Below are 25949 nucleotides of genomic sequence, written 5' to 3'. Positions count from 1 at the left end.
CGGATCCTTCCGCTGCGCGTCAGGATGACAGCGCTCGAGAAATTCGAAGCGGGTGAGTAACCGCCGATGCGGAAAGTACATCCCTCAGGGGCTAAAGCCCAAAAAATGTTCTGCCGCTTTGCGGCACGACTAAAGTCGTGCCCTGCCACAAAACTGCGCCGATTCGAATGCATGACCCCCGATGCGGAAGTTTCGGCTGCACAAGAAGCCGGGCGCTGCTGCACGACAAGCGGCAACTCTGCGCAATGCCTCACTCTCTTCAGGGGTTTTTTCGGCAAAGCCGCTCTGGGCATGGGTTCGATGCCCACTCATCGCGACATATCCGCGATGAACGGGGCACGCACTTCCATCTTCGTGAGGCAGTGATATGATCCGGACGAGATGCGACGCATACTGGTATACCCTCTCTTATCTGCATTTTTGAGCGGAAGTTTCGCGCTGGCGCAGAATCCGGATGCGGCGGGGATTGAAGTGAAATCGCCGGACGGGCAGATTGTCTTTCTGCTTTCTGACGGGCCGACAGGCGGAGCCGCGAAAGCAGCGACCGCCGACATTCACTACTCCGTGCAGTTCCGCGGCAAACAACTGATGAACGAAAGCGTGCTTGGGTTAAAGCTGCAGGGGCAGCCGGCCCTTGGGCCCGGCATGCACAGGGTGAACGAGCGAACGAGCCAGCATGATGAGACGTACACCATCCCCGTTGGCAAGACGAGTGAGGTGCGGGATCACTACAACTCGACTCTCGCGGACTTCGAAGATGCGTCGGGGAGAAAACTTTCCCTTGAGATTCGAGCGTATGACGATGGCGTTGCGTTCCGGTATATCGTGCCCGCGCAGCCGAATCTGAAGGACGTGCGGATTGAACGGGAGCTGACCGAGTTTACTTTCGCCAAAGACGCGTCTCTTTATCCTCTTATCGTGGATGGCTTCCAATCGTCGTATGAAGATGAATACCAGATGCGCCACGTGAGCGGGATACATCAGGACTGGCTGATCGCATTGCCGCTACTGGCGGAGATTCCGGGAACGGGCTGGGTTGCGGTGACGGAAGCTGATATTGAGCATTACGCAGGAATGTACCTGCGCAAAGCAAATACTCGTTTTGGGTTGCGGGCGGAGCTTTCGCCGCGAATCGATGTGCCGGGTATTGCGGTGGAAGCTGATGCTCCAGTCACGACTCCGTGGCGTGTGCTGATGATCGGCGACGAGCCAGGGCGGCTGATTGAGTCGAACATGGTGTTGAACCTGAATCCACCCTCGAAAATCGCCGACCCTTCGTGGATTCGTGCGGGGAAGTCGGCGTGGGACTGGTGGTCAGGCGAGGCCGCTCCCAGCATGAGTACGATGCCTGGGATGAACACGGCGACCATGAAGCATTACATCGACTTTGCTTCGCAGTCGGGATTTCGGTACATGCTGATCGATGCGGGGTGGGCGCAAGCAAACCGCAAGGGCCCGGACGATTACGCCGCCGTGGCTGACATCACCAAGGTGGATCCGAACGTGGATATGCCGGAGTTGCTGCGCTATGCGAAGGAAAAGCATGTCGCCATCTGGCTCTGGTCGCACTGGACTTCGGTGGACAAATACATGGGGCAAGCATTTTCGCTATTCGAGAAATGGGGAGTAGCAGGCGTAAAGATCGACTTCATGGATCGCGACGATCAGCAGATGGTGGCGTGGTACCGGCACGTTGCGGAGCAGGCGGCGGAGCATCACCTGATGCTCGACTTCCATGGTGCGTTCAAGCCCGATGGTCTGCGGCGGACTTGGCCCAACGTGATCACGCGAGAAGGTGTGATGGGCAAGGAGTATTTGAAGTGGAGTGCACGGACTTCGCCGGTGCACAACACGACCCTTCCTTTCACGCGCATGCTTGCAGGGCCAATGGATTACACGCCGGGCGCCTTCGGCAACAGCAACCGCGAGAATTTTGTGGCCCGAAATGAAATGCCGATGGGGTTGGGAACCCGCGCACACGAGCTGGCGCTCTATGTTGTCATGGAGAGTCCACTGCAGATGGTGTCGGACTATCCCGAACACTATGAGGGGCAGCACGATTTTGAGTTCATCCGGCAGGTTCCGACGACGTGGGATGAGGTGCGCGTAATCGCGGGGTGGCCCATGGAAAACATCACGATCGCGCGACGGAGCGGGAAGGACTGGTATGTCGGGTCGATTACCAACTGGGATGCGCGGACGGTGAAAGTGCCACTCGAGTTCCTCGGTGAAGGGAAGTACGAGGCGGAGATCTATTCGGACGCCGCAGATGCGGGAAAGCACGCGACGCACACCGAATTCACGAAGCAGGCGGTGGATCGGGCTTCGGTGCTGGAGGTGAAGATGGTTTCCGGCGGGGGAAACGCGATCTGGACTCATCCGGCGAGAGCTAATCAACCCTGACTTTTCCATTTCAAGCCCAAATTCATCCATTCAAATGGGGTTGAAGCCCGTTCGCTGTGTGGTTACTTGCGGCGCTAACCGGGCTGTGGTACAAACTAAATATTCAAGTTTGCCCTCAAGGGCAAGCCTGAGTTTCATGCAGAGTGGCTGAGGGACGAGCCCTGTGACGCCACGACAACCTGCCCGCGCAAAACGGGAGTATGGTGTCAACTCTTGCCCGGAGACGGGGAACATGAGATTCGGGGGTTGCTTCAGCACCCTTTGCTTTAGCAGCTTCGCAAGCAGTTTCGAGTCAATTCACGTTCACTCTTTCTTGGGCACGTCACGCGCTCGAGCTTCTCATGTCACTCGCACACAGCGAGGGACCTTTGACGACTGCGTATTGGTTGCGATGTCGGGAATGCGGCAAGACCTATGGTCATCAGCCGCTTTCGATCTGCGATGAGTGCTTTTCTCCGCTCGAAGTGACATACGACTTCGAGTATGCCCGGAACCGCTTTACCCGCGAGACGATTTCCCAGGGGCCGCTGAATATGTGGCGGTATCGGACGCTGCTGCCGGTAGCGGATAGCTACGTTCCGCAGACGCCGTCGGGTTTGACGCCGCTGGTGAAGGCTCCGCGGCTGGGTGCGGAGTTTGGCGCGAAGAATCTTTACGTCAAGAACGATGCCGTGTGCATGCCGACGCTGAGCTTCAAGGATCGCGTGGTGGCGGTGGCGCTGGCGAATGCGCAGGACTTCGGATTCGATACGGTCGGGTGTTCTTCGACGGGGAACCTGGCGAATGCGGTGGCGGCACATGCGGCGCGGCTGGGACTGAAGACATTCATCCTGGTGCCGGCCGATCTGGAGCCCGCGAAGATTCTGAACACGCTGGTGTACGGGGCGACGCTGGTGCGCGTGGAAGGCAACTACGACCACGTGAACCGGCTGTGCTCGCAGATTGCCGATCGCTACAACTGGGGATTTGTGAATGTGAATCTGCGGCCGTATTACGCGGAGGGATCGAAGACGGTTGGATTCGAGATTGCGGAGCAACTGGGCTGGCGGCTGCCGGACAACGTGGTGGTGCCGATGGCAGGTGGTTCGCTGATTACGAAGATCAAAAAGGCATTCAGCGAGCTGATCGGGCTTGGGCTTGTGGATGAGAAGCCGGTACGGTTCTTTGGCGCGCAGGCGACGGGATGTTCGCCGATTGCGAAGGCTGTGAAGGGCGGAACGGATGTAATCGAGCCGCAGCGGCCGAATACGATCGCGCGGTCGCTGGCGATCGGGAATCCGGCGGACGGCATGTACGCGGCGCGTGTGATTCGCGGCACGGGCGGCTGGGCGGAGGATGTTTCGGATGTCGAGATTGTGTCGGCGATCCAGGAACTGGCGGAGACGGAAGGCATCTTTACTGAGACGGCGGGCGGCGTAACCACGGCAGTGACGGCGCGGTTGTATGCGCATGGGCGGATCCAGCCGGATGAGTTGACTGTGGCGTGCATTACCGGCAACGGATTGAAGACGACCGATTGCCTGAACGGAGCGTATGCAGAGAGCGCGGCGATTCGTCCGCGGCTGACAGACTTTGAAAACTTTGTGGAAGAGCGCACCGCAGCGAGCCAGGGCCTGAGCCTGGCAGGAGAGATCTATGGCCGTTAGAGTTTTGTTGCCGAACGCGTTTCAAAAGCACACCAACAACGTGCGTGAGATTTCGAGCACGGCATCGAATTTGCCGGAACTGGTGACGGATATTGAGGGCCGCTTTCCGGCGCTGCGCCAGCATTTGCGCGGGGAAGACGGACAGATTCGGCGGTTTATCAACTTCTACGTGAACGAGGAAGATATTCGGTTCCTGGGCAACGACAAGTACAGCTTTCAGGAAGGGGATGAAGTGCTGGTGATTCCTTCGATTGCGGGGGGATGCTGCTGAGTTTTTTGATTGGGGTAGTGCAGCGAGACGTGGCCGATTTGGCCACGTTTTGCTTTTGGGCTTCCCTCAGAGGCTGTACTTCAGGGCCAAGTTGTGGCGACCAACCAAAAGGCAAACACACCGAGCGAACTCGATGGAGCGAACCATCGCAGTGAGGATTTTCGCCAAATGCCGCCTAGCGAACAGCATCGCTGCGAGCGAAAGGATGAAGCCTTTCGCCACAATCCGGAAGAAGAAATCGTACTTCAATTCAAATCCGCCGGCGGATGCGTAGCCAATTGTCCAAAGTCCAAGAAATGCGGAAGCGGAAGCGAGTGCGAATCCAATGAGCGATAGTGTGGATGAAATAGTCCATTGTTTTGAGTGCAGTGAACTCCACCTAATCCATCCCCAAACGAGGATTGTGGGCGCTTCAAGATAGGCGAGGATGAACACAAGGGACCAACCGATTGTCGACGATGCGCTCACTTGGTGCCTCGATACCTGGTCTATCGCGGGAACTTCGATGACACGAAATCGATCCCGAGAGATGTTCTGCCCTTGACGTTATGAATCGCATCAATCGGTCATCATGTGAAGGGCGACGATGACGAGAATTCCTCCGGCCGTTGCCGTTGCACCGGCAATCAGCAGCGCGGATACATGAGAGCGGAGGATTCCGACGGCTTCGCGCGCGGCGGTGCGGAGGGCTTGATTGTGGCGCCATTCGCGGCGCAGAGTTATCGAGCCGATGGCGAGCACGACGAGGGGAAGCGCAATGAGCAGAATCCACAGGCCGACGTGTGGGCTGGATGCGTACCAGTCGACGATGCGCTGGGCGGTGTGCGCCGGTTCGTATTGTTGGGGCTGGAGGCTGCGGGCGAGCAACGACGTCATAAACAGAACTGCGGGGAAAACGAGGAGCAGTTCCAGGGCGGCGAGGGAACGTTGAATCGTCTTCATGGTTTTACTTTGTATCACAAAGTAAATTACGTTTACAACTGAATTTTAGGAGCGCCTGACGAGTGCTAACTCGTCGTGAAGGTGAGATAGATCACATGGTTTGGGAGGGCTCGATCTTCTAAATATCAGATTTATTTGATTGTTGTGTTTGGGACGCGGAGATTTTTCGCATTTCTTTTGCGTTCTCTTCATCTTCCTCTTACAATCGCTGCCGGATACTACTCCCGTGATTGCGCAAGCAGGGCAGAAGGCTCCGTTCGCACTTTTACCTCCTACCACCCCCGCGGTGGACCTCTCCCATTTTTTCCCCTTTGCAGCGGCTCCGGCCTTGCCGGTAAAGCCGAGCATCTACGCTGAAGTTGGCCGCTACCGGCTGCGGCTGGCTCAGGGCTCGGATGATCGGGAAGCCGCGTGCAGACTGCGCTTCAGGGTCTTTAACATTGAATTGGGCGAGGGTCTGGAGCGCTCGTACGAGACGGGGATCGATTGCGATCACTTCGATGTTTTCTGCGAGCATTTGCTGGTCGAAGACAAGACCGACGGGCGCGTTGTAGGCACCTATCGGATGCAATCGGGAAGTACAGCCGCGCGGAACCTGGGTTATTACTCAGCGCAGGAGTTTGCATTTGGACCGTATGAGCCGTTGCGCCGCGACATACTTGAACTTGGAAGGGCCTCGATCGATCGCGAACATCGGACACCCGAGGTACTTACATTGTTATGGCGGGGCATTGCGCAGTATGCTCATGACATGGGGCTTCGTTATTTGATAGGTTGCTCTTCCTTGAATTCCAAGGATCCGGCCGAAGGGTGGCTGATGTATCGCGAACTCGAGCGGTACCGAGTTTCTCCGGAATTTGAGACGGTGCCGACGGCACCTTACGAATGTCCAACCGAACAGGCGGGAAGGGATACACAGATATCGCTGAGCCCGCAGAATCTTTCGACGCAAATCAAGGTTCCGAAGTTATTGAAGACTTACCTGACTATCGGGGCGCGGATCTGCGCGCCGCCGGCGTGGGACCGCGAGTTTGGCACGATTGATTTTTTGACTCTGCTCGATCTGAAGATGCTCTCCCCGGCTGCGCGTAATCGATTTCTCGCGCCACTGACGCAATGAGTTTGAGGAGACTCCGGCGCGCTGTGGCGCTGGTTTTTGCACTTTCGGTCAGTATTCTTCGCCTGGGGCGGTTTCGCTTGAGCGGCCCGTTCACGCCGGAGCGCAGGGGGATCTGGTTTCAAGCGACAGCGCGACGGGTGATATCCAGCCTGCAAGTCGGGGTGCGGATCACAGGGCTGCCGCCTGTGCACGGACTGGTTGTTTCGAACCACCTCAGCCACATTGACGCCGTCATTTATGCAGCCATTGTACCCAGCGTCATGGTGGCAAAGGCCGAAGTCAACGGCTGGCCTGTGATCGGCATGATGGCACGAGCATGCGGAGCGCTTTTTGTCGACCGGTTGAGCCGATCGAGCGCACTTGAAGTTACCGAGCAGGTTGCGGAACGGCTGAAAGGGCCGCTTCCGGTGCTGTTCTTCCCTGAGGGCACCAGCACCGATGGGAGTGAGGTGCTGCGATTTCACTCAAGGCTTTTCACACCGGCGGTTGAGGCTGGTGTGCCGGTAACAACGGCCACCATACGGTACGTAATCGACGATGGCACGCCGGAGCGGGAGTTGTGCTGGTATGGGGACACGCTCCTTGTGCCTCATCTGTGGAAGGCGCTGGGCGTTACAGGTTTCTATGCCGATGTGCGCTTCGGCAAGCCGAAGGTTTACCACGATCGCCGCGAAGCGGCCGACCAGACCCACGACGAGATTGTCGCGGTGCGGAACGGTGCGCCTATGCGCGAAGAAGCAGAGATGCTGGAGCCGGCGTAGTTAGAAAAATCAATTCTGCAGCTTATGCGCCAGCGGGGGGCGGCGCCGTTGACCCGCGGACTACGAGGCTGGTCGAGACAAGAAACTCGCGCTGCAGGCCCGGCTTCCCGGGGCTTTCGCTATGCTGGCGGAGAGCATCGAATGCGGCCTTTGCCAGGTCGGAGCGCGAAAGGCGGATGGTGGTGAGCGGAGGCAGCGTGAACTCAGCGAAGTCGATATCGTCGAGGCCGATGACGGACAGATCCTGGGGTACGCGCAGGTCCTGCATGTAGGCCGCGCGCAGAACGCCGATGGCGGTCATGTCGTTCGAACAGATGACTGCCGTGGGCCGCGCGTTCAGTGCCTGAAGCCTTCCGAAGCCGGCTACGCCGCCCTTGAGGGTGTGGTCGCATTCGATAATCCATTTTTTCTGGATGGTCAGTTTGCTTCCCTGCATCGCGGCCTGAAAGTCGTTCTGGCGGGTGATGGCGGAGTGCAGCTTGTGAGGACCGGCAAGAAAGCCGATCTCGCGATGGCCGAGGGCTGCGAGGTGATCGACAGCGGCGCGAATGCCCGTGTTGTAGTCCAGAATGATCGTGCTAGCCTTTGGCTCGCGGAGCTTGAACTCGGCGAGAACGATGGGCACATCGTGAAAAGACAGTTGATCGAGCACGGGTTCTTCTTCGCCGAAGGTCATGACCGCGACGCCTTCGACTTTGCGCTCGAGCATGCGGCGCACGCAGGTGGTGAGGACGGCGGGGTCGCTGTTTGAGGAACTGACAAGGATCTCGTAGCCGTGAGCGACGGCAATCTCTTCGAAGCTCTGGATCAGTTCAGGGAAGAATGGGTTGGTGATGTTCTCAACGATGATGCCGAAGAGGCGGCTGCGGCCTGAAACAAGCGTGCGGGCGTGGGTGTTGGGAAAATAATTGAGCTGTTCGATGGCCTGCCAGACGCGCTTGGAGAGCTTCTCGCTGACGACGGGCGAGCCGTTGATGGTACGCGAAACCGTGGCGATGGAAACCTTGGCCAATGCGGCCACAGCCCGAATATCGGGAGTCTTGTCGGCGCTCTTGCGACTTGCTTTTCGAGCCACGTGTGAATCCTGAGTACTGTCGGAGATCAATGAGAATGGAACTTCCATCATAGCGCCGGCTGACGGGCCCGCGGAAGTTGAACCTGAGAATACAGGCTGGCCGGTTTCAGGATTTATCAGAGATCAGAAGCCGCAGATCGCGCAGGTTGTGGCCGGTGGACCCGGTGACCACGGTATCGCCCAGGGCCGTAAACAGGGGACAAGCGTTGAACGTTCGGAGGGACTGTTCGGGGTCGAATCCGAATGCAACGGCGCGCGCGACGGTGGTGGGATCGACGATGGCGCCGGCATTGGGAGTGTTGCCATCGATTCCGTCGGAGCCGGCACTGAAGACGGTGAGCATTTCGCCGGGATGATGGGCCAGCTCAAGGGCGCAGGCCAGGGCGAATTGCTGATTACGGCCACCGGCGCCGGGCGTGCGATTCAGTGTGACGGTGACCTCGCCGCCCGAGATGAGACAGAAGCGGCGGTGCAGCGCGCGCAGATCGTGAAAGCGGTCGAGGAGATAGCGGGCGGCGTCGGCGTAATCCCAGTCGTCGCAGGAATTGTCGATGGCAACGAAGTAACCGGCTTTTTGCGCGAGCACGCGCGCACTTTCAACCAGATCGTGACTCGACAGCAGGAGTTCGAAGACCGAATCGCGAAAGGCCTCGTCTTCGCCGGTGAGATTGACGGCGGAGGTGAAGCGGCGTGCCGGCGCCGGTGCGCCTTTTTGAAACCGGGAAAGGAAAGGCGGACGCCAGCTTTTGTTGCCGGGGGACTCGGGAAGGTCGTTGCGCTCGAAGAAGGCGCGCACCGCCGAAGGGAATTTTTCGGCGAGATCGTATTTGGCAATGATCTCGTGGACTTCGTCGACGGTGGAATGATCGGGCGAAGTTGGTCCGGAGGAGAGGGCATCGAGGGTTCGCAAGGGAACATCGGGCAGCAGGAAGGAGATTTTCAGGGCCTCGGGAGCGGCGATGGCGAGGCGGCCGCCTTTGACTGCGCTGAAGTGTTTGCGCAGAGTATTGATCTCGTTAATGGGCGCGCCGCAGCCGAGCAGTGCCTCGTGAAATGCCGCGGTGTCGTCGAGGCCGATCTGAGGATCAAGAGGCAGGTCGAACATGGCGGAGCCGCCGCCGGAGATCAGGAAGAAAACCAGAGTGTCCCTCTTCGCTTTCTTCAGCATGGCGAGCGCGGCGCGAGCGGCGGCGAAGGAATCCTCGTTCGGCAAAGGGTGGCCGCCTTCGAAGTAGCGGAAACGCCAGTTGCGCTTTTTAGGGAGGTACTTGGTGCAGCAGATGCCGCGCAGGCCCTTGCGGCGCCTCATGCGGTCGAGGAGGATTTCGAGCATGGGTCCTGCGGCCTTGCCAATCGCAACGACAAAGATGCGCTTGAACTGCGAGAGATTGACGATGTCGGGACCGCTGCCGTCGAGAATCAACCGCTTGAGCGTATTGCCCTCGAAGCGTATGCGGCGATCGAATGCGGACTCGATGCTGCTTGCCTCGAGCGCGCCGGTAAAGAATTCTGTGGCGCGGGCATGGATAAAATCGAGAGCGGTATCGCTGGCCGGCGTCATCGTATCTGCTCCTTCAGCCAGGCTGCGAGGGCTCTCTGCATCTGTTCGAGATGTCCGGTAAAGAAGTGATCGGCACCGGGGATGAACGCCAGGGTCTTGGGATCGGCGGCAGAATCGAACGCGTGCTCCAACTGCGCTTTTGTGGCGAACTGATCCTGATCGCCGCTGAGGAAGAGCTTGGGCAGAGTGCAGGTGGAGAGAAGCGGGTATTCGTAGGAACGTTTGAAGCCGTGGGTCGGAAGCCCCAGCAGGGCAAGCGCGCGAAGGTTCGGGCGGTGGGTGGATGCGGATGACGCGGACAGTGCGTTGGAGGCGGCGATTGCCATGGCTGCGCCAAAGCTAAAGCCGACGAGGACGATCGGCAACCTGTATTCGGCGTGGAGCCAATGGATCGCTGCGACCACGTCGGCCGATTCGGCGTGTCCGTCATATTGGCCTTCGCTCGTGCCGGTGCCGCGGAAGTTGAAGCGGAGGACGGGCCAGCGGAGGTCAAATGCGGGCGCGTTGAGGACCTTCATGGCGTGATGGACGACCTTGTTGTGCATGGTGCCGCCGCCGAGGGGATGGGGGTGGCAGACGAGGCCGGCGAACTGCGCATCGGGTGCGCCTTCGTTCAACAAGGCCTCAAGCCGGCCAGCGGGACCCGGCAAATCAACGGTGCGCAAAGAATTTCTTTCCGAACTTGTTTCGGACAACGACGTCGTAGCTGGGGAGGTCATTCCAAGGGCTATTTTACGCCGACTGCGCGTCGGGCAGTATGCGCAGGCGGTGCAAATTGCCGGCTGTTGCATTGTCGCTTTCCGCTGCGAATCCGAATCCGCGGAAGTGCGGCGGCCCGAATTCGGCACGGCGCATTTCGAGTTGATCGTCGCTGGCTGCGATATTCTGGCAGAACCATGCACGAGATTCCGCGGCTCGATCCGATCCGTTTCACCGAACAGCTTTGCGAGATTGAATCCACTACCTATAACGAAGGCCGGGTGGGTGACTTTCTTGCGGATTTTCTGTTGGCACGGGGCTGGGCCGTGGAGAAGACTCCGGTTCCGCAACCCGCCGAGAGCGCGGGCGTGGGCGAGCGGTGGAATGTTTATGGCGGAACCGCGGGGCAGACGGCCGACCTTGTTTTTTCCACGCACATGGACACGGTGCCTCCGTACATCCCATTTCGCGAGGATGGGGAGTTCATCTATGGGCGCGGGGTGTCGGATGCCAAAGGCATCATTGCCGCACAGGTGGCGGCGGCCGAGGCCTTGCGGAGCGAGGGGTATCGTGTGGGGGTGTTGTTTGTGAGCGGCGAAGAGAGGGATTCCGCCGGTGCGAAGGTGGCGAATGAAACGCCGAAGGGAAGCCGTTTTCTCATCAATGGGGAACCCACGGACAATCGGCTTGCGCTGGCTTCGAAGGGTTCATTGCGCGCCGTTTTCAGGGCGCAAGGCAAGATGGCGCACTCGGCTTACCCTGAACTCGGGGACAGTGCTGTGCACAAGCTGGTGGAGGTGCTGGGACGGCTGCTGAAACTGGAACTGCCGGTGACCGAAGATGTGGGGCCGAGCACACTCAACATCGGACAGATTCATGGAGGCCATGCACCGAACGTGATCGCCGACAAGGCAGAAGCGCAGGTGCTGGTGCGGCTGGTGGGAGACTCGGAGCCGGTGCGTGCGGCGCTGATCGAAGCTGCGGGGGATCTGGCGGAGGTGGAGTTCACTCTGGAGATTCCGTTCGTCCGGTTACGCGCGGTGGAGGGTTTGCCGACAATGATCGCGAAATTCACCACCGACATTCCGCAGCTCTCGAACTGGGGGGAGCCGTTGTTGCTGGGGCCGGGTTCTATCCATGTGGCGCACACGCCGTTTGAGAAGCTGGCGAAGAAAGAACTCGCTGAAGCTGTTGAGATGTATATTCGGGTCGCCCGACAGCTGCTGTCGTGATGGAGCGCATCCATTTCTGAACAGCCGCATCCAAAAAGGGAGCAAAATGGCAATATATATGTCAGGAGATTTCATCATGAGTACCGCTGTTTACGACGTTCCAGTACACAAGATCACCGGCGAAGATGCTTCGCTCGCGGAATTCAAAGGCAAGGTTCTCCTGCTAGTCAACGTTGCCTCGAAGTGCGGCCTGACGCCGCAGTACGAGGGCCTGGAGAATCTGTATGAACAATTCCGTGGACAGGGATTGGTGGTAGCGGGGTTTCCGGCGAACAACTTCAAGAGCCAGGAGCCGGGCACGAATGAAGAGATCCAGTCATTCTGCACGACGAATTATGGCGTGAAGTTTCCCATGTTCAGCAAGATCAGCGTGGCCGGCGATGATAAGCATCCACTGTACAAGCTGCTGACGACCGCGCAGCCGAAAGCGATCAGCGTTTCGGAGGTTCCGTTTCGCGAGAAGCTGAAGGGATATGGAATTGAAAGCAACGCCGACCCCGAGGTGCTTTGGAATTTCGAGAAATTCCTGGTGAGCCGCAACGGCGAAGTGGTGAAGCGTTTCTCGCCGGATACGTTGCCGGACGCCCCGGAACTGATTGCAGCTATCAAGGAAGAACTGGCGAAGGAATAGCTGTAGGTCCGGTTCGTACCGACGCCGATGGATCGGCCTGAGCGACGAGGGGGAAGAATATCCGGAAGACGGTGCCGAAGCCTGACTTTGAGCGTACGGCGACATGGGCGTTGTGTTTGTCGAGGATACCCTTGGAGACCCAGAGCCCGAGTCCTGTCCCTGCTTCGCCCTTGGTGGTGACGAATGGGTGAAACAGGCGCTCGAACATGTGCTTGTCCATGCCGGAGCCGCTGTCGGCGACGGTAACCGCAACGCCTTCGCGTCCAGAGCGATCGAGTGCGGGTCGCACCGCGAGGGCGAGGCGTCCTTTTTCGGGCAGGGCATCGAGGGCATTCGAAACAAGATTGGTGAAGACCTGCTGGATCTCTCCTGGGTGGCAAAGGACCGCGGGTGCGGAGTGATAGCGGCGTTCAATCGCAATATTGCGTACCCGGATGGCCGGGTCGTGGAAGTAAATGACGGAATCGATAACTTCATCGAGCGCTGTGAAGGCAGGCGCGGTTCGCTGGCGGTAGAACTTCAGGCTTCGCGCCGTGATATGCGAAAGGCGCTGTAGTTCCTTGTCGGCGATTTCGAGCAAGTCTTTGGAACTTGAGGACAGACCGGCATCGGTTTTGGCCAGGAAGAGCAGGTTGGTGACGGCCTCGAGGGGATTGTTGATTTCGTGCGCGATGCTGGCGGCAAGCCTGCCCGCGGCTGCCAACTGCTCAGAACGCCGGAGGGCCTGCTCGGCTTTGCGCGCTTCGGTGGTGTTACGGCAGTACAGGATGATGCCTTCGCCGGGCTGCGGATAAACGTAGAACTGAAACCAGGTTTCATTTCCGGGACTCGGGAAGAAGTGTTCGAACTCAACGGGAACGCGCGCATCCATGGCGCGGCGGACGTTGGATTCGAGTTCGCTTCCGATCAGGTCGGGATACAGATCCCACAGACGGGCGCCCATGTGCGGTTTGCCAGAAAGCGCGGCAAGCTGCAGCGCGGCGGCATTCATGTAGGTGATGCGGTAGTCGCGATCGAGTGTGCAGAAGGCGACGGGTACGTGTTCCAGCGCTTCACCGGCGAACTGCCGCGCGCGATTGATTTCCTGGGTCAACGCGGCTTTTTGTTCGGCCGCCTCCTGGCGCATCCGTGCCATCTTTAGTTGCGCTTCGACGCGGGCGACCAGTTCGCGAGCGGTGAAGGGCTTGGTGAGATAGTCGTCCGCACCGGCTTCGACGCCCTCGATGCGAGCTTCCTCACCGGCGCGGGCGGAGAGCATGATGATGGGAATGGCGGCGGTGGAAGGATCATGACGAAGAGCGGAGAGCAGCGCAAAGCCATCCATTTCGGGCATCATGACGTCGGTGAGAACAAGTGAGGGGAGACGGCGCCCGATTTCTTCGAGTGCGAGTTTCCCGTTTGTGACAGCCACAACCTCAAATTTCCCGGCCAGCAGGGAGCGGACATACTCGCGCATATCGGTGTTGTCGTCGACCAGAAGCACGACCGGTTTGAGAGTGGCAGGGGCGAGGGGGGAGTCGTCGTCCTGGTCGCCGGCGACCGAACCGGCGATCTGGCTTTTCAGCAGATCATGCCCCGGCATCCAGCCCAGGGCTTCCTGCACATACGCCACGGCGGTTCCCTGCATAACGAGGGGGCTGCTGGCACCCTTTTCGACTTTTCCATGGGTCAGATGCTCGTGGCCGAAGGGCAGATGAACACGGAAGGTGGTGCCCTGGTCCGGCTTGCTCTCGACTGTGATGGAGCCACCGTGCATTTCGACGAGTTCGTGCACCAGGGCGAGACCGATTCCGCTGCCCTCGTGGCTGCGCCGGCGCGCACCTTCAATGCGGTTGAAGCGCTGGAAGAGATGTGGGATCTCGTTCTCGGCGATACCGGTGCCGGTATCGCGCACCGTGAGTTGCGCTCCGGTGTCATCCGCCGCGATTGAGACTTGCAGTTCGCCGTCGAAGGTGGCCTTGAGCGCATTGGACAGCAGGTTGAGTACGATCTTCTCCCACATCTCGCGATCGACGTAGACGGGCTCGGGCAACGGCGGGCACTCGACGATGAGCTTCAACCCCGCACGTTCCACTGCAGAACGGAAGACGCTAGCGAACTGGCCGGTGAGAGCCGACAGATCGGTGGGCTGGTAATTCGCGCGCATGCGGCCAACTTCGATGCGCACAAAATCGAGGAGGCCGTTAACCATCTTGAGGAGGCGGAGGGCATTGCGGTGCAGCATCTCCAGCGACTCGGGCGAGGGAGGGACCTGGTTCAGCAGGGCGTCCTCAATGGGGCCAAGGATCAGCGTGAGAGGAGTGCGCAGTTCGTGGCTTACATTGCTGAAGAACGCGGTCTTGGCGCTGTCGAGGTCGGTCAGTTCCTGGGCACGTTTTCGCTCCGTTTCATAGGCCTCGGCATTGGTGATGCTGGCTGCAATCTGGCCTGCGGCGAGATCGAGGAATCCCTCGTAGCTTGCGTCAAACTGGCGGAAGGGGTTCAGCGCGGCGATAAAGACACCGGTCGGCTTTTCCTGGCCGCGCCGGAACATGGGGACCAGCCTCGCCTGGTTAGGTGGCTTATTCCAGAGGCCTGTGGGCAGATCCGGGAAGAGATCGCCGAGCCGATCGATAGTCATGGGGTGATTGGCGCTGAAAAGGACATCGACAGGCCAAGGGCTGCTGAAGGATTCGGCATCGATCTCGCGCGGCGCGGCGGGATGACTGGGCTCGATGCCGGCTTGTGCGACGAGGCGGAGCATGGAACCACTATTTTCGAAGGTGTAGACGAGTGCGAAGGGAATGTCCTTCTGGCCGGCCAGACCGCGCTCGATTGCCTCACAGACGTCTTTCCTGGTATTGGCATTGACGAGCGCGCCTGCAAGGGAGCTGAGCGAAGCCAGCTGGCGTTCGCCGCGCACGCGCTGCGTATCTTCCATGACCACGCAAAGCATGCCATCGATCTTGTCGTTCGATCCGGCAAGCGGACTGTAGGAGAAAGTGTGGAACGTCTCTTCGGGGTATCCGCTGCGCTCAAGAATCAGGCCGAGAGTTTCATCCCACGTAGCTTCTGCCGTGGTCATCACCCGCTCGATACGCGGACCGATTTGGGGCCAGATTTCGTGCCATACCTCCGGGGCCGGCTTGCCAAGCGCCCAAGGATGCTTTTCGCCCAGCGTGACGCTGGCATAGGCGTCGTTGTACAGCACGGTGAGTTCGGGTCCCCAGGCCATCCACATCGGAAAGCGCGAAGTGACCAGGATGCGAACCGCCGCCTTGAGACTGTCGGGCCAGCAGGCAACGTGACCGAGCGGAGTCGTAGACCAGTCGTATGAGCTGATGAGCTGGCTCATCAAGGCGGGTGTCATTGTGCCTGTAATTCCGCCTGGCTGAGATGAGTCTTCGTGCATCGGGTTCTCTCCGGCTTTCATTAACCCACAAGATCCTTTCAGCATCGGATATTCGGGAAAAGGGCAGGAGTCCTGAATCCGCTCCGGATTGGTTTCCGGGACGTGCGAACACAGTTCCAACTATTGACGCATTTAGATGCCTTTCCCTTCGCCTCTGTTGTTTGTGTGTTTTACCGAAACGACCGGACGGCACGCAAGCCTGCAGAGCTGCGATGCGGGTTGGTCCGGGGAGTGGCAGGACGAGGTTCTGTCCGTGTATTCTCGGCCCATGTCCGTGGACCACAAATCGACGTCATCGGCCGCCAATCAACTGGAAGCGGCGCCCTCCTCTTACCTTCGTTCTGCGCGGCATCAGCCAGTGCACTGGTACCCGTGGGGTGAAACGGCCTTTGCGCGGGCGCAGTCTGAGAACAAGCCAATTCTTCTGGACATTGGCGCGGTGTGGTGCCACTGGTGCCACGTCATGGATCGCGAATCCTACGAGGATCCGGAGATCGCCCGGATCATCAACGATCATTTTGTCGCCGTGAAGGTGGACCGCGATGAGCGTCCCGACGTGGATGCGCGGTATCAGGCGGCGGTTTCAGCCATCAGTCAGCAAGGCGGATGGCCGCTGACGGGTTTTCTTACGCCTGACGGACGGCCCTATTTCGGTGGAACGTATTTTCCGCGCGAAGATCGCTATGGCCGGCCGGGTTTTGGACGCGTCTTGTTGACGATGTCGCAGGTGTGGCAGGAGCGGCGCGAGGAAGCACTGGAGTCTGCTGCGAGTGTGATGGCAGCCATCGAGCATAACGAGAGCTTTTCGTCGCGTGGCGGAGACCTGAGCCTGGCGCTGGTCGACAAGATCGCGGCGTCGGCGGTGGCGCAGTTCGATCCGCGCAACGGAGGGTTTGGATCGCAGCCCAAGTTTCCTCACCCGTCGATTCTGGATCTGCTTCTTGAGGTGGCGCTCAACCGAGGCGATACGCAGGCGCAGCAGGCTTTCACAGTCACGCTGGAGCAGATGGCGCGCGGCGGCGTGTACGACCAGCTTGCCGGCGGATTCCATCGCTACAGCGTGGACGAGCGCTGGGTGGTGCCGCACTTCGAAAAGATGCTCTACGACAATACTGAGCTGCTGCGTAATTACATACATGGCTACCAGAGTTTTGTGCGGGATGATTTTCGCCGGACCGCCGAAGAGATTGTTGCGTGGCTCGACGCGGTGATGACGGACCGCGCGCGCGGCGGCTTCTACGCGTCGCAGGACGCGGACATCAATCTGGAAGACGACGGAGATTACTTTACGTGGACGCTGGACGAGGCGCGTGCCATGCTCGACGACCATGAGCTTGCGGTGGCTTCGCGCTATTGGGATATCGGCGAACTCGGCGACATGCATCACAATCCGGCGAAGAACGTGCTCCATCGCACCTTCACAATCGACGAAGTGGCGGCTCAATGCGGCCAGTCAGCGGAAGAAGCACGCGGGCTGATCGCTTCAGCGCAAGGAAAGCTGCTGGCAGCGCGGGCCAAGCGCCCAACGCCGTTTATCGATAGAACGCTGTATACCGGCTGGAATGCGATGGCGGTGACGGCGTATCTGGAGGCGGGCCGGGCGTTGCGAGCCGAGTCTTCCCGCACGTTTGCGCTGCTCACGCTCGATCGGCTGCTTTCGGAGGCGTGGGACGGCGCGGAGTTGCTTCAGCACGTGATTGCCTATGGCGAATCGGACGGCTTCGTGCCCGCAGAGCGAGTCGCGGGCACACTCGACGACTACGCCATGACGGTGCATGCGTGTATCGATGGCTGGATCGCAAGCGGCGACATGCGCTACTACCGGGCAGCCGTGAAGCTCGCCGATGCAATGATTGCGAAATTCTACGACCGGACCGCGGGCGCCTTTTTCGATTCCGCTGCCGGAACGGATGGGGCACCGCTGGGTGCACTGACGGCGCGGCGAAAGCCATTGCAGGATTCACCGACGCCGGCAGGTAATCCTACCGCAGCCGCCGTGTTGCTGCGTCTTGAGGAGTTGAGCGCGCGCAAGAAATACCGGGAGATCGCGGAGGATACGCTTGAATCGTTTGCCGGGATCGTGGAACATTTCGGCCTCTACGCGGGTGGCTATGGGCTTGCTCTGGAGCGATTGATACTCGATCCGGTGCAGGTAGTGATCGTGGGCAGCGGCCCGGAAGCGGGCGAGCTTGAAACCACCGCAGTGGCGCGCTTTGCAGTGAACAAGGTCGTGATCCGCTTGGCGCCCGAGCAGGTGGTTGCCGACCGACTTCCTGAAGCGCTGGCGGAGACAGTGCTGCAGGTTACCCGCCCAGAGGGCAGCGCAGCCTGGGCGCTGGTTTGCCGCGGGCGGACGTGTATGCCGCCGGTGACCGATGCGGAGAATCTGCTTGAAGCGATCGGCTAACAGCCTGAGATAGAAGTCAAAAACTCAGGGGCCAAAGCCCACCAATTTCTGGGATGTCAGGGCACGGCTGAAGCCGTGCCCTGACTGCTGACGAAGCTTGAAAACATCCCTCAGGCGCTAAAGCCATCCTCATGTTGCTGGACTTGTGGCACGCGACCCAGAGGGTACCCCGATCCGTGCCCTTTCAAAGCTGCGGGTTTTTCATCGACCTGGGCACAACTGAAGTCGTGCCATTTCAAAACTGGACGACCTCAAACAGGGCTTGTTGAGCGGCGACATCATTCACCGCTGAAGGGATTGGACTCCTGCGGCTTTATCGTTGTCGGGTCAGGTTTTGGCGGCTCTGGTGCGCCGGACGCTCCGGAGCGCCGCTGCGCGGTTTCCGCACTGCCAGTGTAAACGCGATAGGGATCGCCCGGCAGCATGTGGTTTTCTTCGAGCGCGAGCCGGACACGGCGCTTGAACTCGCGTACCGGGGCGTACTGCTGGGTGGCGCGCGTCTTGAATACGACGGGAAAGATCAGCTCCGATCCTTTCACCGCATCGACTCCAAGCACCTGCGGATCTGCGATGAATACATCTTTGAAGTCTTCGCTGTTGCGGACATCCATGGCGATGCTTTTCAGCAGTTCTGTTACCTTGTCGGGGTTTGCAGAGAAATCGACGCTGATGTTGATGGTGGCAACTGAGTAGTCGGCGCTCATGTTGGCCACGGTCGTGATCTGCGAATTTGGGATGACATAGAGCGTGCCGTCGCCGTCGCGCAGGGTGGTCTTGCGCAGAGTCATGGATTCAACGACTCCCGAGACACCGGCGATCCGGATGGTGTCGCCTACGTTGAACTGGTCTTCGAGGAGAATCATGATTCCGTTGAGCATGTCGCGCACGATGTTCTGCGCTGCCAAGCCGATGGCGACGCCCGCAACCCCGGCCGAAGCCAGCAGCGGGGCAAGATTGACGCCGATAGCTGCGAGGAATTGCATGGTTACGATTGCGGCGATGATGGTGACACCGGTGGCGCGAATCACGCCTGCCATTGTCCTGACCTGCGCGATACGGCCATGCGCGACCGCGTGCGATTCGGCGATGCGGATCATCCGGCTCGTGATAACGCTCAATACCCGGTAAAGGGCAAAGCCGATCGCCGCGGCAATGACCAGGTGAGGCAGCTTGAGACGAATAAACTCCTGGGTGTCGGAGATCCATTCATCGAGAACCTTGCCCAGAAATCGGCCATCCGCAAACCATCCGGACCGCACTGCCAGAGCGATTTCCGAGATTCGCTCGAGAAAAAACGCAAGCATACAAACTCCCCTTTTTCGTATCTATATTTTGCAGAATCGGGCGCTGGCCCCGCCCGCCGGGCCCCTCAAGAAGCTGTGATCGACGCCGGCATTGAATCGAAATTGGGCTGAGAAACTGTATGGAATCACTCGACGGGCACTCTTCGCTTTCCGCCAGGTCTGGCTTGAATTGTTCCCATATAACGCGTCTCAGACGTTCAACCGTGAAAATCCGCTGCCTTATGGCGATTTTATTGCTTGTTGGAGCGGCAAACTCCGGACGTTCACATGAAACATTGCTGAATTTAATGGCTGCTGGGCCCGCAAACTGGACTCTGGCGACCAGCGGTTCCGTGACAAATGCACAAATTCTCGCGTCGGGACATACTCCCAGGATCAATATTGAAGGATTCAACAGGCAGCGGGACGTAGAGATTGCGAAGGACACCAGGAGGCAGCTTTCATTAGCTATCGCTCTCAAGATCGAACTGGTTCGAAATCCAGACGAGGATGGCTCGCCGGCTGCCGTGAGCAAGGTGAGATTGATTGAAAAGCTCGCGCGGGATGTAAAGGAAAAGATGCAAATGAGCCCCGAACTTGGACCGCTTCAGCCGGCCGAAAGAGACCCAAGCTTTTTTTGCTTGCAGACGATGTGATGGGTGCGGCACATAATAGAGAAGTGCCTCGATCAGGAGGTTCAGATGCGATCAGTTTTATCGCGCAACGTTTTTCCGGCCGCGGACTGTACCGGTTTCAAAGCCGGGGAACCGCAACCCTCGGGCGGACCCCGATGGAGACGCGCTTGCGCAGGCCTGGTGTTTGCCGCGGCATTCACGTGTGCGGGGCAGGAGCGGCACCCTGCGGTCGCCCCGGCAGCACAGCCAGACGCGACTCCCCAGGTCCACGCCGCTCCGCCAGCCAACGCCAAGCCGCTGGCTGATCCTCCAGCCAACTCTGAGGTGGCCAACCCGCAAGCGAAGGCGTCGAGTCCGCAGCCCGACCCTCCAGCGGATAGCCAGCGGCGCAAGCAGATCTCGGCCGAAAGTACGCAGCTGCTGGCGATGGCGGTTGAACTGAAGGCCGAGGTGGACAAGACGAATAAGGACACGTTGTCACTCAATGTGATACGCAAGGCAGATGCGATTGAAAAGCTGGCGAAGACTGTCAAAGAGAAGATGAAGCAGAGTTCGAGGCCAAGTTAAGGCGGCTCCTGCGGTGGATGTTGGCGGGAATCGCACATCATGGATCGAGAGAATAATAACGGGTGTATCGGTTGCCCAAGCAGCGGTTCCTGGTAGAAGAAAGCAAGGCGAACGTGCAGACTCAGCTGTGCCATCAAGACAGATCGAAGCATGGCCATGGCTTCGCCTGGTATGGAATTCGGAACTGGAAGGCGCCGATCGTTGCGGGGTATATCGCTTTGGCATCTTGTCCTGCGTTCGCAGGTTCGCCCCAACAGGGATCGGCGCAGGTTGCGCCGCGTCCGATCGTGATACCCAACCGCACACTCGATCCCCACGAATTGAACGACCTGGCGCAGCGGAACGTGAGACGGCGGAATCAGGATGCGGCCAACGCGGCGCGCAAGCGCGTCATCGACGACGAAACCGGCAAGTTGTTGATCCTGGCGCGGGACCTGAAGGCCAAGATGGAGAGTCTTGGCGATGGCGAGCTTACGCCGACCATGGTGCGGGAGGCCGAGGTAATCGAGTTTCTGGCCAACGATGTGAAAGAGAAGATGAAGTTGACCGTAAGCGCAGATTGAGGGCTAGGGGGCCCGAGGGGATGAAGGTCAGGCCGGGACGCAACGCGGCATTCGCAGCAGTTGCCGTGGTGGTTTTTGCCGTGGCCCTGCTGGGATGGGCGCAATACGCGCCTTCGGGCAGTAACCCGCTGGGGAACCTTCCTGGCACCCGCCCAGGGAGCGACCTGGACCCGACGATCGAAACGAATCCAATTTGGGGCGAACAGCGTCTGCACGCGCTGAATGTCGAACGCCACAAGTCCATGGTTTCTGATACCGACAAGCTGCTTAAACTGGCTCGCCAGCTTGATGCGGAGATCGCATCTAACTCCACGGACGAACTGACGCCCCAGGAACTGCGCAAAGTTGCGGAGATCGAGAAGCTTGCCCATAACGTGAAAGTCAAGATGGCTCAATCGTTTGGAGGTGGTCCGATGTTTCGTCCGTCGCCGATTCCAGTGGGTGGTCCGGGTCGACAGTAACGGTTGCTACAATCTTTCGGTAGAAATATATGCACGCGAAAAGCTCGAAAGATCCTGAACCTTGGAGTGAGACAGATGGGACTTGCGGTTTCCAGCGCTCAAGCGCCGATGAAAGGTGATGCAACAGGCCGCCTGGGCTCGGAAGAGCTGATTCAGATTTATCGGCTTATGTACCTGTCGCGCCGGGTCGACGACCGCGAGATCTTTCTCAAAAAACAGCAGAAGACATTCTTTCAGGTGTCTGCCGCCGGGCATGAGGCGTTGCAGGTGGGAGCGGCGCTGGCCCTGAAGGCCGGGTACGACTGGTTCTTTCCCTACTATCGCGACCGCACACTGTGCCTGGCGTTAGGGGTTACGCCGACAGAGATGTTTCTGCAGGCCGTGGGAGCGGGCACCGATCCAGCGAGCGGCGGACGGCAGATGCCGACGCACTGGAGCAGCGAGCCGCTGAACATTGTGAGCACGTCCTCGTCGACGGCGACGCAGATTCTGCACGCGGTGGGATGCGCCGAGGCCGGCCGCTACTTCACGCGCCACCCGGATGCCGCCGCCAGGGTGGAGGGAGACTATCGCGCTTTTCGCGACGTGAAGTTCCACGGAGACGAGGTTGTACTGGCGTGCATTGGAGAGGGTTCGACGTCGCAGGGCGAATTCTGGGAGGCACTGAACACGGCTTCGAATCGCAAGCTGCCTGTGATCTTCATGGTGGAAGATAACGGCTATGCGATCAGCGTTCCAGTCGAAGTGAATACGGCGGGCGGTAATATCTCGCGTCTCGTGGCCAATTTTCCGAATTTCCATTTTGCGGAGATTGACGGCACCGACGCCGAGGCGAGCCTGCGGGCATTTCAGGCGGCGGCGGAATACTGCAGGGCGGGGCATGGACCAGCTTTCGTTCACGGGCACTGTATCCGCGTCTATTCGCATTCGCAGTCGGACGATGACAAGCTTTACCGATCGGCTGCCGAGCGTGAAGCGGACGCCATGCGCGATCCAATTGCGAAGATGCAGATGCGGCTGCTGCGCGAAGGGATTCTAACGGCAGAGCAGATAAACGCGCTGGAGAAGGAAGCGGAGCACGAAGCGGAAGAAGCTGCGGAGCGGGCATTGCAGGCACCACTGCCGGAGCTATCTAGCATTCCGCGCCACGTGTATTCGGAAGACTTCGATCCGAGGCGCGCGGAGTTTGCTACGGAGACGGTTCAGGCGGGAGGCACCCGACCTGGCAAGTCCGCGAGCGCCAAAGGGAGCGGACCGCGCACCATGGCCGACCTGATCAATTATTGTCTTCACGATGAGATGAGCCGAGATCCGCGGATCATTGTTTACGGCGAAGATGTGGCAGACGCCAGTCGTGAGGATGCGCTCAGCGAAGTGAAGGGCAAGGGTGGGGTTTTCAAGCTCACTTCGGGTCTGCAGAAGGAGTTTGGCTCGGAGCGCGTGTTCAATTCACCATTGGCCGAGGCCAACATTGTGGGGCGTGCCGTGGGATATGCGGTGCGCGGGATGAAGCCGGTCGTCGAGATTCAGTTCTTTGACTACATCTGGCCTGCGATCCACCAGATTCATAACGAACTGGCGCTGATGCGCTGGCGGTCGAATGGGACGTGGGCTGCGCCGGCGGTGATTCGCGTGCCGATCGGTGGATACTTGACGGGCGGCGCCATCTACCACTCCCAGTCAGGTGAGAGCTTCTTCACGCACATTCCGGGATTGCGCGTCGTGTTTCCGTCGAATGCGCTCGACGCAAACGGGTTGCTGCGCACGGCCATTCGCTGCGATGACCCGGTGCTTTTCCTCGAGCACAAGAGGCTCTATCGCGAATCGTATGGACGCGCGCCGTATCCTGGGCCGGAGTTTGCGATTCCGTTCGGGAAGGCAAAGGTCGTCCGTCCCGGGCAGCACATGACCTTGATCACCTACGGGGCGCTGGTTCCCCGCGCTCTGCAAGCTGCGCAGACAGCCAGTCGCGAGAAGGGCATTGAAGTTGAGGTGATTGACTTGCGCACGTTGAGCCCGTATGACTGGGAGGCCATAGCGACTTCGATCCGCAAGACGAGCCGCGTGATCGTAGCCCACGAGGATATGTTGAGCTGGGGGTACGGCGCCGAGATTGCCGCTCGCATCGCCGATGAACTCTTTGACGACCTGGATGCCCCGGTGAAGCGCATTGGTGCGATGGACACCTTTGTGGCGTACCAGCCGGTGCTTGAAGACGCGATTCTGCCCCAGCCGGAGACGGTTCTCAAGGCCATTCAGGAACTGCATTCGTATTGATTTCCTGCCACCGGTGAGGCAGGCAGGCTCCAGCTTCGCCCAGATACAATACTTGGATGGGCACCCATTCAGATGATTGCCGGCGCCGCTATCGCCGGCCGGCGGGCGAGCCGGAATGAAGAAGTATTTCCGCCTTCTTCGCTTCGGATTACCCTACACGGTGCAATGGGTACCGGGAGTGATTTTGCTGGCCGCCGTGGGCCTGCTCGACGCTCTCAGGATGGCTCTCTTTGTTCCCATCCTCGGTGTAGTACTCAGGCCACAGTCTTCCGACAACTCACTGGTTCTTTTTCCGACTGCGCCGCTGCATTGGCAGTTCGATATGCACCGCATCATCCCGCCCGGCGTACATATTCACAACGTTTTGAATATTGTCGCTCTGGCACTGGTTGGCTCCACGATCATCAAAGGCATCTGCGACTACCTCGGTACTTACCTGGTGAACTATGCCGGGTTCGGCATGGTGACGGACCTACGCAATCGTCTTTACGAAGTCATCATCCGTCGATCTTCGAGCTTCTATCATCGACACCCCACGGGTACGATTCTTTCCACGCTCATCAATGATGTGGACCGTGTGCAGACCGCGGTCAGCCAGGTTCTCGGCGAATTCCTCCAGCAGTTTTTCACCTTTATTGCCACTGTTGCGCTGGTAATTGTTCTCGGAGGCCGGCTGAGCTGGGCGCTGCTTCTGTTCGTGCCTGTGGTGATCACCTCATCGCGCCGAATTGGCCGCTCGGTTCGTACCCGTACTCGCAGCGGGCAGGATAAGCTGGCTGAAATTCAGAACATCCTTCACGAGACCATCACAGGCAATCGTATCGTGAAGGCTTTCAACACGGAACTTTGGGAAGTTCTGCGGTTCAAGCGTGCCGCGAAGCGCCTCTTTCGCGCAAATCTGCGTAGCGTGCGTATTCAATCCATCAGTTCGCCGCTGATGGATACGATTGGCTCAGTTGCAATTGCTTTTTTGCTTTGGATCGGCCGCAACGAGATTCTGCATGGCCGAATGACAGCGGAAGTTTTCATTACATTCATCATTGCTCTATTTAAACTTTACGATCCGGTCCGCAAATTTGCCTCGTTCTACAACAGCTTCCAGCAAGCGATGGGAGCCTCGTCTTCGATCTTTGGTTTCTTTGATACCAAGGACGACGTGAAGGAGCGGCCGCATGCGGCGGCGATGCCGCAGTTTTCGAACTCGATCCGGTTTGACAATGTTGGCTTCTCCTACTCCACCGAGAAAGGCGAAGAGCAAATCCTGCATAACGTCGACCTGAAGGTCTGCTCCGGGGAACTGCTGGCGCTTGTAGGTCCCAGCGGAGCCGGGAAGTCGACGCTTGTTAATCTGATTCCGCGATTCTTCGATGTGACGTCGGGACGAATTCTCATTGACGGTCGCGACATTCGCGAGATGACCTTGAGTTCGCTGCGCCGGCAGGTGGCGCAGGTTTCGCAGGAAACAATTCTCTTTAACGACACGGTGCGCAACAACATCGCATACGGCCAGCCCGATGTGAAGAACGAACTGGTGGAGCAGGCTGCGCGTAATGCGCTGGCACACGACTTCATCATGCGCATGCCGCAGGGCTACGCGACCGTGATCGGGGAGAAGGGCTTCCGACTCTCGGGCGGCGAAAAGCAGCGCCTGGCCATTGCGCGCGCCATCCTGAAGAATGCGCCGATTCTGATTCTTGACGAGGCGACTTCGGCGCTCGATGCGGAGAGCGAATCACTGGTGCAAGCCGCGCTGTCAAACCTGATGCAGAACCGTACTGTTCTGGTCATCGCGCATCGGCTCGGCACCATTCGCCGCGCCAATCGCATCGCGGTGCTGGAGCGGGGCCGCATTACCGCGATCGGCTCGCATGAAGAGTTGCTGACCACATCCCCGACGTACCAGAGACTTTATCAATTGCAATTCATGGATATTCCGGAGCAAGAAGATACACCTGATGCGGAATCACGGGCCCTCGATCGGCTTCTGCAGCCGACGCTATGGGCCGAGGTAGAGGAAAAGTAGA

At 59.1% G+C, this 25949-nt stretch carries 20 protein-coding genes and 1 riboswitch; of the genes, 14 read left to right on the top strand and 6 right to left on the bottom strand.

Annotation, left to right across the window (positions count from 1 at the left end; all coding sequences use genetic code 11):
* Positions 1-381: 381 nt before the first annotated feature.
* From WCA10_RS01935 to WCA10_RS01925, 3 genes are all read left to right on the top strand, one after another.
* A complete protein-coding gene (locus WCA10_RS01935; protein ID WP_472820794.1) occupies positions 382-2403 on the top strand; it encodes a glycoside hydrolase family 97 protein in 2022 nt (673 codons plus the stop codon).
* 131 nt (positions 2404-2534) lie between these two features.
* Positions 2535-2642: riboswitch (SAM riboswitch) on the top strand.
* A 102-nt stretch (positions 2643-2744) separates the two neighbouring features.
* Positions 2745-4049 carry a threonine synthase gene (thrC, locus tag WCA10_RS01930; RefSeq protein ID WP_472820793.1) on the top strand — a complete coding sequence of 435 codons (1305 nt, stop codon included), beginning with the start codon at positions 2745-2747 and terminating at the stop codon, positions 4047-4049.
* On the top strand, positions 4039-4320 hold the full coding sequence (locus tag WCA10_RS01925) for a MoaD/ThiS family protein (RefSeq protein WP_472820792.1): 282 nt from the start codon (positions 4039-4041) through the stop codon (positions 4318-4320). The genes thrC and WCA10_RS01925 overlap by 11 nt, the downstream gene beginning before the upstream one ends.
* A 558-nt stretch (positions 4321-4878) precedes the next feature.
* Here WCA10_RS01925 and WCA10_RS01920 read toward each other — a convergent pair.
* Positions 4879-5262: a hypothetical protein gene (locus WCA10_RS01920; protein ID WP_472820791.1), complete on the bottom strand. Its 384-nt coding sequence runs from the start codon at positions 5260-5262 to the stop codon at positions 4879-4881.
* Positions 5263-5488: 226 nt separating this feature from the next.
* On the opposite strand from WCA10_RS01920, the gene WCA10_RS01915 reads away from it, so the two are divergent.
* Together WCA10_RS01915 and WCA10_RS01910 are read left to right on the top strand one after the other, a co-directional pair.
* Positions 5489-6382 (top strand): GNAT family N-acetyltransferase, encoded by an 894-nt coding sequence (locus tag WCA10_RS01915; protein ID WP_472820790.1) that lies wholly within the window; start codon positions 5489-5491, stop codon positions 6380-6382.
* 23 nt (positions 6383-6405) lie between these two features.
* A complete protein-coding gene (locus WCA10_RS01910; protein ID WP_472820789.1) occupies positions 6406-7143 on the top strand; it encodes a lysophospholipid acyltransferase family protein in 738 nt (245 codons plus the stop codon).
* 22 nt (positions 7144-7165) lie between these two features.
* Here WCA10_RS01910 and WCA10_RS01905 read toward each other — a convergent pair whose 3' ends face one another.
* The 3 genes from WCA10_RS01905 to WCA10_RS01895 all read right to left on the bottom strand — a co-directional run bounded on the left by WCA10_RS01905 (position 7166) and on the right by WCA10_RS01895 (position 10444).
* Entirely contained in the window at positions 7166-8218 is a 1053-nt protein-coding gene (locus WCA10_RS01905) for a LacI family DNA-binding transcriptional regulator (RefSeq protein WP_472820788.1), read from the bottom strand.
* Between the two features lie 106 nt (positions 8219-8324).
* Positions 8325-9779: a glycerate kinase type-2 family protein gene (locus WCA10_RS01900; RefSeq protein WP_472820787.1), complete on the bottom strand. Its 1455-nt coding sequence runs from the start codon at positions 9777-9779 to the stop codon at positions 8325-8327.
* Complete coding sequence (locus WCA10_RS01895) at positions 9776-10444, bottom strand: alpha/beta hydrolase (RefSeq protein WP_472820786.1); 669 nt, start codon at positions 10442-10444, stop codon at positions 9776-9778. The genes WCA10_RS01900 and WCA10_RS01895 overlap by 4 nt, the downstream gene beginning before the upstream one ends.
* A gap of 231 nt (positions 10445-10675) precedes the next feature.
* Here WCA10_RS01895 and WCA10_RS01890 point away from each other — a divergent pair, with 231 nt between their 5' ends.
* Both WCA10_RS01890 and WCA10_RS01885 read left to right on the top strand, forming a co-directional pair.
* Positions 10676-11710 carry a M20/M25/M40 family metallo-hydrolase gene (locus WCA10_RS01890; protein WP_472820785.1) on the top strand — a complete coding sequence of 345 codons (1035 nt, stop codon included), beginning with the start codon at positions 10676-10678 and terminating at the stop codon, positions 11708-11710.
* Positions 11711-11786: 76 nt separating this feature from the next.
* Positions 11787-12341 (top strand): glutathione peroxidase, encoded by a 555-nt coding sequence (locus tag WCA10_RS01885; RefSeq protein WP_472820784.1) that lies wholly within the window; start codon positions 11787-11789, stop codon positions 12339-12341.
* Here the strand turns inward: WCA10_RS01885 and WCA10_RS01880 are convergent.
* The gene (locus WCA10_RS01880) at positions 12316-15732 is read right to left on the bottom strand and encodes an ATP-binding protein (protein WP_472820783.1); all 3417 of its coding nucleotides are present in this window, start codon (positions 15730-15732) and stop codon (positions 12316-12318) included. The two genes, WCA10_RS01885 and WCA10_RS01880, sit on opposite strands and share 26 nt — an antisense overlap.
* 253 nt (positions 15733-15985) lie before the next feature.
* On the opposite strand from WCA10_RS01880, the gene WCA10_RS01875 reads away from it, so the two are divergent.
* Positions 15986-18139 carry a thioredoxin domain-containing protein gene (locus WCA10_RS01875; RefSeq protein ID WP_472820782.1) on the top strand — a complete coding sequence of 718 codons (2154 nt, stop codon included), beginning with the start codon at positions 15986-15988 and terminating at the stop codon, positions 18137-18139.
* Positions 18140-18417: 278 nt separating this feature from the next.
* On the opposite strand, the gene WCA10_RS01870 is transcribed toward WCA10_RS01875, so the two are convergent.
* On the bottom strand, positions 18418-19443 hold the full coding sequence (locus tag WCA10_RS01870; RefSeq protein WP_472820781.1) for a mechanosensitive ion channel family protein: 1026 nt from the start codon (positions 19441-19443) through the stop codon (positions 18418-18420).
* Between the two features lie 119 nt (positions 19444-19562).
* Here WCA10_RS01870 and WCA10_RS01865 point away from each other — a divergent pair, with 119 nt between their 5' ends.
* From WCA10_RS01865 to WCA10_RS01840, 6 genes are all read left to right on the top strand, one after another.
* Positions 19563-20078, top strand: a complete 516-nt coding sequence (locus WCA10_RS01865; RefSeq protein ID WP_472820780.1) for a hypothetical protein — start codon at positions 19563-19565, stop codon at positions 20076-20078.
* Between the two features lie 45 nt (positions 20079-20123).
* Positions 20124-20624, top strand: a complete 501-nt coding sequence (locus WCA10_RS01860) for a hypothetical protein (RefSeq protein WP_472820779.1) — start codon at positions 20124-20126, stop codon at positions 20622-20624.
* A 62-nt stretch (positions 20625-20686) separates the two neighbouring features.
* Entirely contained in the window at positions 20687-21187 is a 501-nt protein-coding gene (locus WCA10_RS01855; protein WP_472820778.1) for a hypothetical protein, read from the top strand.
* A 20-nt stretch (positions 21188-21207) separates the two neighbouring features.
* On the top strand, positions 21208-21648 hold the full coding sequence (locus WCA10_RS01850) for a hypothetical protein (RefSeq protein WP_472820777.1): 441 nt from the start codon (positions 21208-21210) through the stop codon (positions 21646-21648).
* Positions 21649-21723: 75 nt separating this feature from the next.
* Positions 21724-23925, top strand: a complete 2202-nt coding sequence (locus WCA10_RS01845; protein WP_472820776.1) for an alpha-ketoacid dehydrogenase subunit alpha/beta — start codon at positions 21724-21726, stop codon at positions 23923-23925.
* Positions 23926-24040: 115 nt separating this feature from the next.
* Complete coding sequence (locus WCA10_RS01840; protein ID WP_472820775.1) at positions 24041-25948, top strand: ABC transporter ATP-binding protein; 1908 nt, start codon at positions 24041-24043, stop codon at positions 25946-25948.
* The last annotated feature ends 1 nt before the right edge of the window (position 25949 follow it).

The sequence above is a fragment of the Occallatibacter sp. genome (genome assembly GCF_049582745.1).
GTDB lineage: Bacteria > Acidobacteriota > Terriglobia > Terriglobales > Acidobacteriaceae > Telmatobacter.
The sequence above is the reverse complement of the archived record's forward strand: the minus strand, read 5'-3'. Positions and strand labels throughout refer to the sequence as shown.

Coding starts and splice junctions, on each gene's coding strand:
- WCA10_RS01935 (WP_472820794.1), top strand. CDS start 382: ATGCGACGCATACTGGTATACCCTCTCTTATCTGCATTTTTGAGCGGA.
- thrC (WP_472820793.1), top strand. CDS start 2,745: ATGTCACTCGCACACAGCGAGGGACCTTTGACGACTGCGTATTGGTTG.
- WCA10_RS01925 (WP_472820792.1), top strand. CDS start 4,039: ATGGCCGTTAGAGTTTTGTTGCCGAACGCGTTTCAAAAGCACACCAAC.
- WCA10_RS01920 (WP_472820791.1), bottom strand. CDS start 5,262: ATGAAGACGATTCAACGTTCCCTCGCCGCCCTGGAACTGCTCCTCGTT.
- WCA10_RS01900 (WP_472820787.1), bottom strand. CDS start 9,779: ATGACGCCGGCCAGCGATACCGCTCTCGATTTTATCCATGCCCGCGCC.
- WCA10_RS01890 (WP_472820785.1), top strand. CDS start 10,676: ATGCACGAGATTCCGCGGCTCGATCCGATCCGTTTCACCGAACAGCTT.
- WCA10_RS01885 (WP_472820784.1), top strand. CDS start 11,787: ATGAGTACCGCTGTTTACGACGTTCCAGTACACAAGATCACCGGCGAA.
- WCA10_RS01880 (WP_472820783.1), bottom strand. CDS start 15,732: ATGCACGAAGACTCATCTCAGCCAGGCGGAATTACAGGCACAATGACA.
- WCA10_RS01870 (WP_472820781.1), bottom strand. CDS start 19,443: ATGCTTGCGTTTTTTCTCGAGCGAATCTCGGAAATCGCTCTGGCAGTG.
- WCA10_RS01865 (WP_472820780.1), top strand. CDS start 19,563: ATGGAATCACTCGACGGGCACTCTTCGCTTTCCGCCAGGTCTGGCTTG.
- WCA10_RS01860 (WP_472820779.1), top strand. CDS start 20,124: ATGCGATCAGTTTTATCGCGCAACGTTTTTCCGGCCGCGGACTGTACC.
- WCA10_RS01850 (WP_472820777.1), top strand. CDS start 21,208: ATGAAGGTCAGGCCGGGACGCAACGCGGCATTCGCAGCAGTTGCCGTG.
- WCA10_RS01845 (WP_472820776.1), top strand. CDS start 21,724: ATGGGACTTGCGGTTTCCAGCGCTCAAGCGCCGATGAAAGGTGATGCA.
- WCA10_RS01840 (WP_472820775.1), top strand. CDS start 24,041: ATGAAGAAGTATTTCCGCCTTCTTCGCTTCGGATTACCCTACACGGTG.